The organism is Rhodococcus aetherivorans (assembly GCF_011058165.1).
In the GTDB taxonomy this organism is placed as follows: domain Bacteria; phylum Actinomycetota; class Actinomycetes; order Mycobacteriales; family Mycobacteriaceae; genus Rhodococcus; species Rhodococcus aetherivorans.
The window spans coordinates 17,331-30,997 of record NZ_JAALEG010000041.1 but is presented as its reverse complement, the minus strand read 5'-3'; the positions used below and the strand labels follow the sequence as shown (position 1 = coordinate 30,997).

The window sequence follows — 13,667 nt, the reverse complement described above, 5'->3', positions numbered from 1 at the left end:
ACGGTGCATGATGTCAACGGACCAGCACGGCGACGGAGAGACCCCAGCATGATCGACACGCCCATCACCGACCGGGACGACCTCACCGGCATCTTCACCGAGGTCGAATCCGACGTCGCGCGTCGTCTCATCGGCTCGGCCGTGGAGTCCTTCGCCCGTCGCGGCTACCACGCCACCACCACCCGTGACATCTCCGTCGGCGCAGGCCTGAGCCCGGCCGCACTGTACGTGCACTTCAAGTCCAAGGAAGAGGTGCTGTTCGAGGCCAGCCGCATCGGGCACCAGCACGTCCTCGACGCCGTCGTCGCCGCGGCCGCCTCCGCCACCGAGCCGGCCGACCGGATGCGCGCGATCGTGGACGGCTTCGTGCGCACCCACGCCGTGCACCACACCGTCTGCCGGGTGGCGCAGTACGAACTGCACGCCCTCACCCCGGAGCACTACCGGACGATCGCCGCGATCCGCCGCGACACCGACGCCGTGATCCGTGCCGAGATCGAGAACGGCATCGCGGCCGGGGTGTTCACCGTCCGCGACGTGCCGACCACCGCCCTCGCGATCCTGTCCCTCGGCATCGACGTCGCTCGCTGGTACCAGCCGGGCCGTATCGACGTCGACACGCTCGCGGGCAACTACGTCGAGCTCGTCCTCGGCATGCTCGGCGCGGGCACAATGCAGGGGTGACCGAGCCAGCCACCGTCCTCGTCGTCGACGACGACGAGGACGTCCTCGCCTCCCTGCAGCGCGGGCTGCGCCTGTCGGGGTTCGACGTGCTCACCGCCGCGAGCGGCACCCAGGCGCTCGACGTCGTCGCCCGGCAACGCCCCGATGCGATGGTGCTCGACATGAACATGCCGGTCCTCGACGGCACCGGCGTGGTCACCGCCCTGCGCGCCGGCGGTCACGACATCCCGATCTGCGTGCTCAGCGCGCGCAGCACCGTCGACGACCGCATCGCCGGGCTCGAGTGCGGCGCCGACGACTACCTGACGAAGCCGTTCGTGCTCGCCGAGCTCGTCGCGCGGATCCGGGCGATGCTGCGGCGCAGCGTGCCGGGCGCTCCCGGCGCCGGCTCCGTCGTCCGGGTCGGCGGGCTCGAACTCGACACCGCGGGCCGCCGGGTGCGCATCGACGGCAGCGACGTGGAGCTGACCAAGCGCGAGTTCGAACTGCTCGAGGTGCTCGCCCGCAACGCGGGCATCGTCCTGAGCCGCGACCGCCTGCTGACCCTGGTGTGGGGCTACGACTTCGACGCAGACACCAACGTCGTCGACGTGTTCGTCGGCTACCTGCGCCGCAAGCTCGAGGCCGGCGGGCGGCCACGGCTGGTGCACACCGTGCGCGGGGTGGGCTTCGTGTTGCGGGATCAGGCGTGACACACCGTTTCTCGCTGCGTGCACGGGTCGCCGCGGCCACGGCGCTCGGCACCACGCTCGTCGTCGCGGTCCTGGGCGTGCTCGTCGCGCTGGCGATCACCCGGAACAACCTCGCGCAGCTCGACCGCCGCCTCGAGACGGCGACACAGGTGCTGGTCGCCAACGCCGGCACCGCCGGTCTGTTCCTGCCCGCCCTGGGCGACGCCGGCGCCTTCGCCGTCACCATCCGCACCGAGTCCGGGCGGTTGCTCAGCAGCACCCCGACCGAACTGCCGGTCCTCTCCCCCGGCGCCCACACCGTCGACCTCGGCGGCACCGCCTACCGGACGTACACCGCGCCGACCGACCGGGTGCCCTCGCTCCTGTCCGTCGCCGTGCCCTACGCCGAGGCGCAGGACATCACGACCGAGCAGCACCGGCAGCTCGCCGTCGCCGGTGCGATCGCCGTCGCGGTCGCCACGGCCCTCGGCTGGGTGTTCGGCGGGCGGGCCGTGCGTCCCCTGGTGGACCTCACGCGCCGGATCGTGGCCCGCGAACCGACGCTCGCGCCGCGGCGCTCCGGCATCCGCGAGGCCGACGAGCTCGCCGCCGCGGCCGGCGACATGCTCAGCGACGTCGCCCGCGCCCAGGCCGCCACCGACGCCGCCCTCGCCACGGCGCGGGACTTCGCGGCTGCCGCCGCCCACGAGCTGCGGACCCCGCTGACCGCCATGCGCACCGACCTCGAGGTGCTCTCCACCCTGGACGCGACCGGCGACGTCCTGAGCGTCGAGGAGCGCACCCAGATCCTCGCCGACCTCACCCGGACGCAGAGCCGCGTCGAGTCCACTCTCGCCGACCTCGAGCGGCTCGCCCGCGGCGACCTGTCCACCTCCCGGGACTTCGTGCCCACCGACCCGGTGGAGATCTGTGACGCCGCGGCCGCCGATGCGATGAGCCGGCATCCCGGCGTGCAGATCGAGGTGGTCGGCGAGACGGGACGCGAGATCCGGGCGCTGCCGAGCGGACTGCGGCTCGTCGTCGACAACGCCGTGGCCAACTCGGTGCGGCACGGCCACGCCCGCCGGATCCGGCTGGCGGTCACCGCCGACGGCACCGACACCGTGCTCACCGTCGACGACGACGGCCGCGGGGTGCCCGCCGACGAGCGCGGCGTGGTGTTCGAGCGGTTCCGCCGGGGCAGCGGCGCCGCCAGGGGCGGCTCCGGGCTGGGGCTGGCGCTGGTGGCGCAGCAGGCGGCGCTGCACGGCGGCGCGGCGCGGCTGGAGGCGAGCCCGCTCGGCGGGGCCCGGCTGACGGTGCGGCTCGCCGGATCGGCGGGGTGAACGTTTTCCACCCCTCGGGTCACTACGACGCGGGACGGGGCGGGCGCAGGATCGTAGGCAGCCCCTCCACCGATCCCAGGAGATCCGAATGTCGAAGAGCCGCAAGCTGATCGTCACCGCCGCGCTGATCGTCCTGCCGGTCCTCGGCGGTGCCGGGACCGCAGCCGCGTCCTCGGACCACCGCGACGACCACGACCGCCGCGACCGTCACGACCGCGGTTGCGCCATCACGCATTTCGACAGGAACGGCAACTTCCAGCGCACCGAGTTCCGCAACCACGGCTCCCGGTTCGAGGGGCGGATCTGCCGCAGCGACGACCAGTGGCACTTCCTCGACAGCGGCGACATCGCCCCCACCCCCTTCGTCCGGCACTGACTCCCGCGGGAATCCCCCGCATGCGACGGAGCCCCGCATCGCGACAGGCGATGCGGGGCTCCGGCCGTGGGCGGGACCTACTCGGTGCCGAGGAGGTCGATGACGAAGACCAGGGTCTTGCCGCCGAGCGGGTGCCCGGACCCGGCCGGGCCGTAGGCGAGCTGCGGGGGCACCGTCAGCTTGCGGCGACCGCCGATCTTCATGCCGGGGATGCCCTCCTGCCAGCCGGGGATGAGCCGGCCGAGCGGGAACTTGACGGACTCGCCGCGGGCGAACGAGGAGTCGAACACCTCGTTCGTGTCGTACTCGACGCCGTGGTAGTGCACGTCGACGACCGACCCGGGCTGCGCCTCGGTCCCGTCCCCGACGGTGATGTCCTCGATCACGAGCTCGGCGGGAGCCGGGCCGGTCGCCGGCTCGATCTCCGGCACCTCGGGCTTGGCCTCCACCCCGAGCAGGTCGATGACGAAGACCAGGGTCTTGCCGGCGAGACGGTGACCCGAGCCGGCCGGGCCGTACGCCATCTCCGGCGGGATCGTCAGCTGCCGGCGGCCACCGACGCGCATGCCGGGGATGCCCTCCTGCCAGCCGGCGATCAGGCCGCTGAGCGGGAAGGTGATGGATTCGCCGCGGCTCCACGACGAATCGAACTCCTCGCCGGAGTCGAACTCGACGCCGACGTAGTGGACCTCGACCTTGGCTCCGGGCGTCGCCTCGGCGCCCTCGCCGACGGTGAGGTCCTTGACCACCAGGCCGGTCGGGGCGGGACCCTCCTGGAACTCGATCTCGGGCTTGCTGCTCATGTATCGGTCTTCCGGTAGGGGACGGGTCAGCGTGCGTCGATGCTGTTGTAGTCGCGCTCGGTGTAACCGGTGTAGATCTGCCGCGGGCGGCCGATCTTCAGCGTCGGGTCGGAGTGCATCTCGCGCCAGTGCGCGATCCAGCCCGGCAGGCGGCCGAGTGCGAACAGCACCGTGAACATGCGGGTCGGGAAGCCCATCGCCCGGTAGATCAGACCGGTGTAGAAGTCGACGTTCGGGTACAGCTTGCGCTCGATGAAGTAGTCGTCGGTGAGCGCGGCATCCTCGAGGGCCTGCGCGATCTGCAGCAGGTCGTCGTCGCCGCCCAGCTTGGCGAGCAGGCTGTCGGCGGTCTTCTTCACGATCGCCGCCCGCGGATCGTAGTTGCGGTAGACGCGGTGTCCGAAGCCCATGAGCTTGACGCCGTCTTCCTTGTTCTTGACCTTGCGGACGAACTCCTTGACGTCGCCCCCGCTGGTCTTGATCTCGTTGAGCATCTCGAGCACGGCCTGGTTGGCGCCACCGTGCAGCGGGCCCCACAGCGCGTTGATGCCGCCGGAGATCGAGGTGAACAGGTTGGCGTCGGAGGAACCGACGAGCCGCACCGTGGAGGTCGAGCAGTTCTGCTCGTGGTCGGCATGCAGGATCAGCAGCATGTCGAGGGCCTGGGCGATCTCGGGATCGACCTGGTACGGCTCCGCCGGGAAGCCGAAGGTCATGCGCAGGAAGTTCTCGACCAGGTTCAGCGAGTTGTCCGGGTACAGGAACGGCTGACCGACGGACTTCTTGTAGGCGTAGGCCGCGATGGTCGGCAGCTTGGCCATCAGCCGGATGGTGGACAGCTCCACCTGCTCCGGGTCGTCGGGATCGAGCGCGTCCTGGTAGTACGCCGACAGGGCGTTGACGGCGCTGGAGACGACGGGCATCGGGTGCGCGTTGCGCGGGAAGCCGTCGAAGAAGCGCTTGAGATCCTCGTGCAGCAGCGTGTGCCGGCGGATCTTGTCGGTGAAGACCTCGAGCTGCTCCGCGGTGGGCAGCTCACCGTAGATCAGCAGGTAGCTGACCTCGATGAACGTGGACTTTTCCGCCAGCTGCTCGATGGGGTATCCGCGGTACCGCAGGATGCCCTTCTCCCCGTCGATGAAGGTGATGGCCGACGTGGTGGAGGCGGTGTTGACGAAACCGGGGTCAAGGGTGGTGTACCCGGTCTCCGCAAGGAGCTTGCCCAGCTCGATGCCGTCGTTGCCTTCCGTCGCCTTGGCGATAGACATTGTGTGCTCGCCACCGGGGTAGCTGAGGGTGGGTCGGGTGTCATTCTCAGCGGGCACGAAGGATCCCTCTCAAGCTCAGATCAACGCGATTCTTCCGAACATTCACGTAGAACCTAGCCCTTGCGCAGGCCATGTGCCCAGGGAGGGTCCGTCGAAGGTCCCGGATCGCGCCGGATCGGCGGTGTGCCACGAGGGCACCGAAACCGTCGGTCGTGCCCCCCGCAACGGCGCTCACCTGCGTCGATATTGCATATCACGTTCCCTGCGCCGTCGCGGTGAGCGCCCGTCGGCGTGTCCGCACCACCGGTGCACCGGCGGTGCGGGAACCGGTCAGGCGGCCGGCAGGGCGGTCAGGCCCCACCGGCCCGTCCACGTCTCCCCGGGCTGCAGCACGACGAGATCGATGCCGAGATTGAAGGCGTCCGGCGGACACGTCATCGGCTCGAGCGCCAGGGCCCGCCCCCGCCCCGGATATTCGAGCTCGGGGACGGCACCGGCGGTGAACACCTGCAGCCAGGCGAACTCGCGCCCGGCCCACAGTTGCACGCCCCTGCCGTCCGGGCCCCGCAGGTCGTGCCGGGCCCGGCCGTCCACGTCCACGTCCAGCGCGCTGTAGGGGGCCTCGAGCTCGACCCCGCGCAGCGGCCGCGGCGCGGTGAAGTCGAACTCGGTGCCCTCGACCGGCTGGGAGTACGCGTTCGGCAGTCCGCGCCCGGGGTCGAGCGGCAGCCGGGTGCCGGCGGCCAGGCGCAGCGTGCACTCGTCGAGCGGGGCGTCGCCCGCACGCACGTAGGGATGCACCCCGAGCCCGAACGGCGAGTGGTAGCCGCCCACGTTGGTGGCGGTGTGCGTGACGGTGAGCCCGTCGTCGCCCACCTCGTGGGTCGCGGTGAGCCGCAGCTGGTACGGCCACCCCTTGTGCAGCCCCACATCCAGCGCCTGCTCGATGCGAGAATCGTTGTGGGAAACCAGAACCCAGTCTCGATGCCAGGCGAACCCGTGCACCGCGTTGCCGCGTTCGGGTTCGGTGAGCGCGAGCTGATGCTCGATGCCGTCGAAGTAGAAGTGCCCGTCCCGGATGCGGTTCGGCCACGGGGCGAGTACCGTGCCGGAGCGCAGCGGGGGCCGCTCGTTCTCCGGCCAGCTCTCCGTCAGCCGGTACGGCCCGGTCGCCGATTCGTGCTCGAGCACCCGCAGGGCCGCCCCCGAGCTGGAGACCTCCGCGCGGTACCCGCCCCCTCGGATCCGGTAGTTCTTCGGATCGGACATGGGCCCAGTGTCCCGCGGACGGACTCAGCGGGTCAGGGATTCGACGATCACGGCTGTGGCCTCGGCGATCGCGGCGTTGTCGTGCGCGGCGTCCGGCAACCCGGTGACCGAGTCGCTGAGGAGCACGAGCACGAGCGGCGAACCGTCCGGGGACCACAGCACCCCGGCGTCGTTCACGGTGCCGTACCGGCCGGCCCCGGATTTGTCGGCCGCGGTCCAGCCGGCCGGCAGCCCCGCCCGGATGCGCTGCCCGGAGGTGACACTCGCCCGCATCCAGTCCGTCAGGGTCTGCTGTCCCGCCGCGGGCAGGCCGGACCCGAGCAGCAGCTCCCGGTAGCCGCGCGCGAGACCGGACGCGGTGGAGGTGTCGCGCACGTCGCCGGGCTCGGCGCTGTTGAGCTCGGGCTCCCAGCGGTCGAGGGTCGTGGCGGTGTCGCCGAGCGACCGGGCGAAGGCGGTCACGGCGGTGGGCCCGCCCAGCCGCCGCAGCAGGAGGTTGCCGGCGGTGTTGTCGCTGCGGGTCAGGGCGGCGTCGCACAGTTGCGCCAGCGTCAGAGTCCTGCCCTGCGCCTCGGAGGTGACGGGCGAGTTCTCGACGATGTCCGCAGGATCGACCGGAACCGTGTCGTCGAGCCGCAGACTGCCCTGCGATTCGAGCCGCAGGATCGCGGCGGCCGCGTACACCTTGAACGTCGAGCACATCGCGAACCGGTCGTCGGCCCGGCGGGCGTACGTCAGCCCGCGCCCCGGATCGTGGGCGAGCACGCCGAGCCGGACCCGGCGACGCTCCTCGAGGTCGGCGAGCACCGCGTCGAGCCGGGCGAACCGAGCGCCGGCCTCCGGCCCCGGCGGCGGCACCGTCGCCTCGGTGCGCGCCCCGCACGCCGCGGCGGCGGAGAGCGCCGAGGCCGCCAGCGCGGAGACGAGGAACCGGCGGCGGGTCAGCGGAGAGGAATGGTCGCGTCGAAGTGGAGTCACCGCCGCACAACAGCATCGCGGCCGTGGCGGACGCCAATACCGAACGCCGCCACCATCGAGTCGGCTGCGCTATCGCCGCAGGTGGCCGGGCCGGATTCGACGGCGAGACAGGGGCCGGTTCGCCGTCGCGACTGCCGGCCCGGATCCCGCTGGTTCAATGACGCCATGGACCTGATCCGCCATCTCCGCTTCTTCGTCTCCGTGGCGGACGAGCGGCATTTCGGCAGGGCGGCGGCCGCACTCGACATGACCCAGCCGCCGCTGTCCCAGGGACTGCGGCGGCTCGAGCAGCACCTCGGCGTCGAGCTGATCCACCGCGCCCGCCACGGTGCGGTGCTCACCCCCGCCGGCGTGCAACTCCTGCCGCGCGCCCGTCTGCTCGTCGACGACGCCGAGCGCTTCCTCGCCGAGTCGGAGCGGATCGCGCACACGCGCGGCACCGTGCACTGGGGCGCGGCCGCGGCCCTCCCGGACCGGCTGGTGACCGCGTGTGTGACGGCGCTGCGCGGGGCGGTCGGTGCGGACGGCGCCGTATCCACCACCGTCGGCACGACCGTCGACCTCGTCGCGGACGTGCGGTCGGGCCTGTGCGACGTCGCGGTGATCGAGCATCCGGCCCTCGTCGACGGTGTCGAGCCGGGACCCGTCGTCAGGCTGCCGCGCTGGGTGGTCGTGCCGTCGGATCATCGCAGCGCCGGCGCCGAGCGCCCCACCTTCCCGATGCTTGCCGGGCTGACGTTCGCCGCCCCGCCCCGTGCCGCCAACCTGCCCGCGTTCGACGCCGTCCGCGACCTGCTGCGCGAGCGCGGCCTGGACGCGACGATCACGACCGCCCGCGACGATCGCGCGCTGCTCGCCGCCGTCGCCGCCGGCGCGAGCTTCGGGCTCACCACCACGCCCCCCACCGCGACGCCCGGGGTGGCGTGGCTGCGGATGGCGCCGGAGGCGGTCGCGCTACGGGTCCGAGTCGTCCGTCGCCCGGGGGCCGACGCGCACGCGGACGCGCTGGACCGGGTCCTGTACCGGGAGCGGCTGAGATGAGGAGCGCCGAGGACAGGATCCGCGACGTGTTCGCCGACGCCGGCTGCACCGGCTGGGTGCACGCCCGCCGGTGCGACGACTCGGCCGACGAGGTGACGGTGGGCGGTCGCGAGCGGGTGGTCACCGCGTCGGTGTACAAGCTGCCGCTGTTCGTCGCGTTCTGCCGATGCGTCGACGCCGGGCTGGTCGATCCCACCGCGCCGCTGACCGTGACACCCGCCGAGTGCACCCCCGGCCCGACGGGCATCGCCGTGCTGCACGACCCGGTGACCATGAGCCGGCGCGACCTGGCGACATCGATGATGACGGTGTCCGACAACGCCGCCGCCGACGTGCTGCTCGGCGAGATCGGTATGGGCCCGCTCGACGGCCTGCTCGACCACCTGGGACTGACACAGACGAAGATCGTCGGCGGCACCGCCGACCTGCACCGGAGTCTGGTGTGCGACACCGACACCCACACCACCGCCGAGGCGTTCGCGGCGCTCGCGGACAACGACGAGGCGTGGACGGTGTCCGCGTACGACCCGGCGTACACGAGCGCGACCACGCCCGAGGAGATGACCCGGTTCCTGCGGGAGGTGTGGGCGGGGCGGGTGCTGTCCGCGGAGCAGACCGAGTTCGTCCGCGCCGTCATGCGCCGGCAGATCTGGCCGCACCGCATCGCGTCCGCGTTCCCACACCGCGGCGTGTCGGTGGCGGGCAAGACCGGCACCGTCGGCGTGATCCGCAACGAGGTCGCCGTCGTCGAGTTCCCGCACGAACAGCCCGTCGCGGTGGCGGTCTTCACCCGGGCCGCGCGCGTGGACCCGGTACTGCCGGTCGTCGACGCCGCGATCGCCGAGGCCGCCCGCATCGCGGTCACCGAGCTGCGTCGTCCGGCGCCGCACGAGTGATTCCCGCGCCTACGATGACCGGATGCGACTGCGCCTCGGCCGCCCGGACCTCGCCGCCTACGCCGACCGGTTCGACGTCCCCGCAGCGACGGCGGCGTCCCGCCCGGCCGTGACGTTCCTCGGCGTTTCCACCCTGCTCGTCGACGACGGCACCGACGCGCTGCTCACCGACGGCTTCTTCACCCGGCCGGGCCTCGGCGCCGTCGCGCTGGGCCGGCTCGCACCCGACCCGGCCCGGATCGACGCGTGCCTGGCCCGCGCCGGCGCGTCCCGGCTCGCGGCCGTGCTGCCCGTCCACAGCCACTTCGATCACGTGCTCGATTCCGCGGTCGTCGCCGAGCGGACGGGTGCGGTGCTCGTCGGCGGCGAGTCCACCGCGAACGTCGGGCGCGGGCACGGCCTTCCACCGGAGCGGATCGTCGTCGCCACCCCCGGTGAGCCGCTGCGGTTCGGCGGGTTCACCGTCACCCTCGTCGCGTCGGAGCACTGTCCGCCCGACCGGTACCCGGGCACGATCGACGCGCCCGTGGTCCCGCCCGCACGGGCTGCGGCGTATCGGTGCGGCGAGGCGTGGTCGACGTTCGTCGCGCACGCCGACGGCCGTACCCTGCTGATCCAGGGCAGCGCCGGATTCCGGCCCCGGGCGCTGGCCGGCCGGCGCGCCGACGTCGTCTATCTCGGCGTCGGTCAACTCGGCGTGCAGAGCGAGGAGTACATCCGCACCTACTGGGCGGAGACCGTCGGCACGGTCGGCGCGCGGCGGGCGGTGCTCGTGCACTGGGACGACTTCTTCCGCCCGCTCGACCGGCCGCTGCGCGCGCTGCCCTACGCCGGCGACGATCTCGACGTCACCATGCGGGTCCTCGGCGGGCTCGCCGAACGCGACGGCGTACGCCTGCACCTGCCGCAGGTGTGGCGGCGCGAGGATCCCTGGAGGTAACCGATCAGCGGATCGTGCGGTCGACCCGGTACCGCACGAACGCGGGGAAGGCGAGCACGCACACCAGCACACCGACCACGACGAGCACTCCCCCGCCCGCCGCGGCGATCGCGGTGCCCACCAGCGCGGCCGCGCCGCCGTGCAGGACGTCGCCGATGCGGGGTCCGCCGGCGACGACGACGATGAACACGCCCTGTAGCCGGCCGCGCATCTCGTCGGTGGCGACGGACTGCAGCATCGTCGAGCGGAACGCCGCCGAGACCATGTCGACCGCGCCGCCGAACGCCAGGAACGCCAGCGCGATCCACAGCCACACCGCGGTGCCGCCCGGTTCGGCCGCGCCCACCGCGACGCCGAAGCCGATCATCGCCAGGCCCCAGGCGACGATGCACACGATCACCGCCAGGCCCTGCCGGCGCACCCGCGGCAACCACCCCGAGAACACGCCGCCGAGCACCGCGCCGACCGACATCGCCGCGAACAGCAGGCCGAGCGCGAGCCCGCCCTGCGCGGGATCCCCGAACGAATCGTGGGCGATCTGCGGGAACAGTGCCCGCGGCATGCCGAACACCATCGCGACGATGTCGACGACGAACGAGGCGAGCAGGATCTTCTGTGTGGACAGGTAGCGGAACCCGTCGAGCACCTCGCGCAGGCCCGCCCGCCGGGCCTGCCCGGTCGGCGGGATCGGCGGCAGCGCGAGCACCGCCCACAGCGTCGCGAGCAGCGCGACGGTGTCGATCAGGTACAGGGTGGGCAGGCCGAGCACGGGGATCAGGGCGCCCGCGAGCAGCGGCCCGGCGATGGCGCCGAACTGCATCACCGTCATGTTCAACGAATTGGCCGCCGCCAGTTGGCCCTTCGGGATGAGTCGCGGGATCACGGCGCCGCGCGTCGGCTGGTTGACCGCGAAGCAGGCCTGCTGCAGCGACAGCAGCACCAGCACCAGCCACACGTTCCCGAGGCCCGCGGCGGCCTGCGCCCACAGCAGCAGCGACGTCACCCCCATGCCCACGGTGGTGAGCGTGAGCAACCGGCGCCGGTCCATCACGTCGGCCAGGGCCCCGCCCCACAGCCCGAACACCACGAGCGGCACGAGGGCGAACACGCCGGTCAGGCCCACGTACGCGGAGTTGCGGGTGATCTCGTAGATCTGTTGCGGCACGGCGACCACGCTGAGCTGGGCACCGATGACCGTGACGATGCCGGCGGTCCACAACCGGCGGTAGTCGCGATTCTCGAGCGGTGTGGTGTCGGCGAGCAGTCGCCTCACGGCTGCAGACGCTCGGTGATCCACCGCCCGTCGACCAGCCGGGTCCGGACCCGGTTGTGCAGGCGGTTGGGGCGGCCCTGCCAGAACTCGGCCGACTCGGGACGGATCCGCAGCCCACCCCAGTGCGGCGGCACCGGGATCTCGGCGTCCATGCCGTAGCGCTCCGCGACCTCGATGAGGGCGTGCTCGAGCGCGGCCCGCGACTCGATCGGCCGGGACTGCTGCGACGCCCACGCGCCGAGTCGGGAGCCGCGGGGCCGGGAGTGCCAGTACTCGGTGGTCTCGTGCTCGCCGACCCGCTCGACGGGTCCGCGCACGGTGACCTGGCGGAAGATCGGGATCCAGGTGAACGTGGCCGACGCGTAGGGCGTCGCGGCGAGCTGCCGGCCCTTGTCGGAGTCGTAGTTGGTGAAGAAGGTGACCCCGTCCGCGTCGACGCCCTTGCACAGCACGGTGCGGGTGACGGGCCGCCCGTGCTCGTCGACGGTGCCGAGCACCATCGCGTTCGGCTCGGGCAGCCCGGCCGCGGCGGCGTCGACGAGCCAGCGGCGCAGCAGCGGCAGCCACCCGTCGGCGAGCCACTCGGGCTCGAGATCCTCGTCGGCGGCGGAGGCGCCCTGCGGGCCGGCGGGGGTGTAGTCGACACGCATCGAGGCCAGGTCGGCGTGCTCGGCCGCACCCGGAGGCAGTCCCTCGGCGCTCTCGGCGCCGGGCTGTGGATCGGTGGACACGATGCTCGACGCTACTCCTGGGTATCCCATCGCTGAGCGTCCAGTCCGGGGGACTACAGTCGCACCGACGAACGGAGTGGGGCGCCGATCACATCCGCCGAGTCCCGCTTCACCGGCAGTGCTGCCCGGACCGGGTTGCACCGAACGAGGAGAGCCCAACCGTCATGGCATCGCGCGCGTCTGTACCCGAGGATTTCGTCGCCGGCCTCGAAGGCGTGGTCGCCTTCACCAGTGATATCGCCGAACCCGACAAGGACGGCGGTTCGCTGCGCTACCGCGGCGTCGACATCGAGGACCTCGTCACGCGCGGGGTGACGTTCGGGGACGTGTGGGCGCTGCTGGTCGACGGGAAGTTCGGCCAGGGCCTGCCCCCGGCCGAGCCGTTCCCGCTGCCGATCCACACCGGCGACGTCCGCGTCGACGTCCAGGCCGGCCTGGCGATGCTCGCCCCGATCTGGGGCTTCGAGCCGCTCCTCGACATCGACGACGCCACCGCCCGCGAGAATCTCGCCCGCGCCGCCGTGATGGCACTGTCCTACGTCGCGCAGTCCGCGCGCGGCATCTACCAGCCCGCCGTGCCGCAGAAGCGCATCGACGAGGCCGCGACCGTCACCGAGCGGTTCATGGTGCGGTGGAAGGGTGAGCCCGACCCGGCGCACGTCGCCGCGATCGACGCGTACTGGGTCTCGGCGGCCGAGCACGGCATGAACGCCTCCACCTTCACCGCCCGCGTCATCGCCTCCACCGGCGCCGACGTCGCCGCCGCGCTGTCCGGTGCGGTCGGCGCGATGTCCGGCCCGCTGCACGGCGGCGCCCCCGCCCGCGTGCTGCCGATGATCGAGGAGACCGAGCGCACCGGCGATGCCCGCGCGCTGGTCAAGGGCATCCTCGACCGCAAGGACAAGCTGATGGGCTTCGGCCACCGCGTCTACCGCGCCGAGGACCCGCGGGCGCGGGTGCTGCGCGACACCGCCAAGCGGCTGAACGCCCCGCGCTACGAGGTCGCCGCGGCGCTCGAACAGGCCGCCCTCGCCGAGCTGCGCGAGCGTCGCCCCGATCGCGCCATCGAGACCAACGTCGAGTTCTGGGCCGCGGTGATCCTCGACTTCGCCGAGGTCCCGGCCGCGATGATGCCGGCGATGTTCACCTGCGGCCGCACCGCCGGCTGGTGCGCGCACATCCTCGAGCAGAAGCGCCTGGGCAAGCTGGTGCGCCCGGCCGCGATCTACACCGGCCCGGACCCGCGCAGCCCCGAGAGCGTCGAGGGCTGGGACTCCATCACCCACAACTGACCCGCGAGCCGGGCGGACGGCCCCTGCGCCGGGCGCCCGTCCGTCCGGCCGCCCGACGGGGGCCGTCTAGACTACCGGTGCACTCGTTCCTCGACGTTT

14 protein-coding genes and 1 pseudogene are annotated in these 13,667 nt (G+C 72.5%); 8 read left to right on the top strand and 7 right to left on the bottom strand.

Features of this window, described 5'->3' with window-relative positions; genetic code table 11:
- Positions 1-48 precede the first annotated feature (48 nt).
- From G6039_RS16980 to G6039_RS16965, 4 genes are all read left to right on the top strand, one after another.
- Positions 49-684 (top strand): TetR/AcrR family transcriptional regulator, encoded by a 636-nt coding sequence (locus G6039_RS16980; protein WP_006936086.1) that lies wholly within the window; start codon positions 49-51, stop codon positions 682-684.
- Positions 681-1,376: a response regulator transcription factor gene (locus tag G6039_RS16975; protein ID WP_029541841.1), complete on the top strand. Its 696-nt coding sequence runs from the start codon at positions 681-683 to the stop codon at positions 1,374-1,376. The genes G6039_RS16980 and G6039_RS16975 overlap by 4 nt, the downstream gene beginning before the upstream one ends.
- The gene (locus G6039_RS16970; RefSeq protein ID WP_029541838.1) at positions 1,373-2,701 is read left to right on the top strand and encodes a sensor histidine kinase; all 1,329 of its coding nucleotides are present in this window, start codon (positions 1,373-1,375) and stop codon (positions 2,699-2,701) included. The genes G6039_RS16975 and G6039_RS16970 overlap by 4 nt, the downstream gene beginning before the upstream one ends.
- An 88-nt stretch (positions 2,702-2,789) precedes the next feature.
- The gene (locus G6039_RS16965; protein ID WP_029541836.1) at positions 2,790-3,077 is read left to right on the top strand and encodes a hypothetical protein; all 288 of its coding nucleotides are present in this window, start codon (positions 2,790-2,792) and stop codon (positions 3,075-3,077) included.
- A 77-nt stretch (positions 3,078-3,154) separates the two neighbouring features.
- Here the strand turns inward: G6039_RS16965 and G6039_RS30685 are convergent, their stop codons facing one another.
- From G6039_RS30685 to bla, 5 genes and pseudogenes are all read right to left on the bottom strand, one after another.
- Entirely contained in the window at positions 3,155-3,508 is a 354-nt protein-coding gene (locus tag G6039_RS30685; protein WP_373867492.1) for an FKBP-type peptidyl-prolyl cis-trans isomerase, read from the bottom strand.
- Between the two features lie 21 nt (positions 3,509-3,529).
- A pseudogene (locus G6039_RS30680) lies at positions 3,530-3,880 on the bottom strand (FKBP-type peptidyl-prolyl cis-trans isomerase); the annotation flags it as partial.
- A 26-nt stretch (positions 3,881-3,906) separates the two neighbouring features.
- Positions 3,907-5,205 carry a citrate synthase gene (locus tag G6039_RS16955; RefSeq protein WP_037200579.1) on the bottom strand — a complete coding sequence of 433 codons (1,299 nt, stop codon included), beginning with the start codon at positions 5,203-5,205 and terminating at the stop codon, positions 3,907-3,909.
- Positions 5,206-5,478: 273 nt separating this feature from the next.
- Entirely contained in the window at positions 5,479-6,417 is a 939-nt protein-coding gene (locus G6039_RS16950; RefSeq protein WP_006936095.1) for an aldose 1-epimerase family protein, read from the bottom strand.
- A gap of 24 nt (positions 6,418-6,441) precedes the next feature.
- Positions 6,442-7,362 carry a class A beta-lactamase gene (bla, locus tag G6039_RS16945; protein ID WP_037201458.1) on the bottom strand — a complete coding sequence of 307 codons (921 nt, stop codon included), beginning with the start codon at positions 7,360-7,362 and terminating at the stop codon, positions 6,442-6,444.
- Between the two features lie 198 nt (positions 7,363-7,560).
- On the opposite strand from bla, the gene G6039_RS16940 reads away from it, so the two are divergent.
- Genes G6039_RS16940 through G6039_RS16930 form a run of 3 tightly spaced genes read left to right on the top strand, consistent with a single transcriptional unit; the run spans position 7,561 to position 10,272 of the window.
- Positions 7,561-8,436, top strand: coding sequence for a LysR family transcriptional regulator (locus tag G6039_RS16940; RefSeq protein WP_029541831.1), 876 nt, complete (start codon positions 7,561-7,563; stop codon positions 8,434-8,436).
- Entirely contained in the window at positions 8,433-9,332 is a 900-nt protein-coding gene (locus G6039_RS16935) for a serine hydrolase (RefSeq protein ID WP_006936115.1), read from the top strand. Before G6039_RS16940 ends, G6039_RS16935 begins: the two co-directional genes overlap by 4 nt.
- Positions 9,333-9,354: 22 nt before the next feature.
- A complete protein-coding gene (locus tag G6039_RS16930; protein ID WP_006936116.1) occupies positions 9,355-10,272 on the top strand; it encodes an MBL fold metallo-hydrolase in 918 nt (305 codons plus the stop codon).
- Positions 10,273-10,276: 4 nt separating this feature from the next.
- On the opposite strand, the gene G6039_RS16925 is transcribed toward G6039_RS16930, so the two are convergent.
- Both G6039_RS16925 and pdxH read right to left on the bottom strand, forming a co-directional pair.
- On the bottom strand, positions 10,277-11,545 hold the full coding sequence (locus G6039_RS16925) for an MFS transporter (RefSeq protein WP_006936119.1): 1,269 nt from the start codon (positions 11,543-11,545) through the stop codon (positions 10,277-10,279).
- The gene (gene pdxH, locus G6039_RS16920) at positions 11,542-12,195 is read right to left on the bottom strand and encodes a pyridoxamine 5'-phosphate oxidase (protein ID WP_029541828.1); all 654 of its coding nucleotides are present in this window, start codon (positions 12,193-12,195) and stop codon (positions 11,542-11,544) included. Before pdxH ends, G6039_RS16925 begins: the two co-directional genes overlap by 4 nt.
- Before the next feature lie 245 nt (positions 12,196-12,440).
- Here pdxH and G6039_RS16915 point away from each other — a divergent pair, with 245 nt between their 5' ends.
- Positions 12,441-13,568, top strand: a complete 1,128-nt coding sequence (locus G6039_RS16915; protein ID WP_006936122.1) for a citrate synthase 2 — start codon at positions 12,441-12,443, stop codon at positions 13,566-13,568.
- The last annotated feature ends 99 nt before the right edge of the window (positions 13,569-13,667 follow it).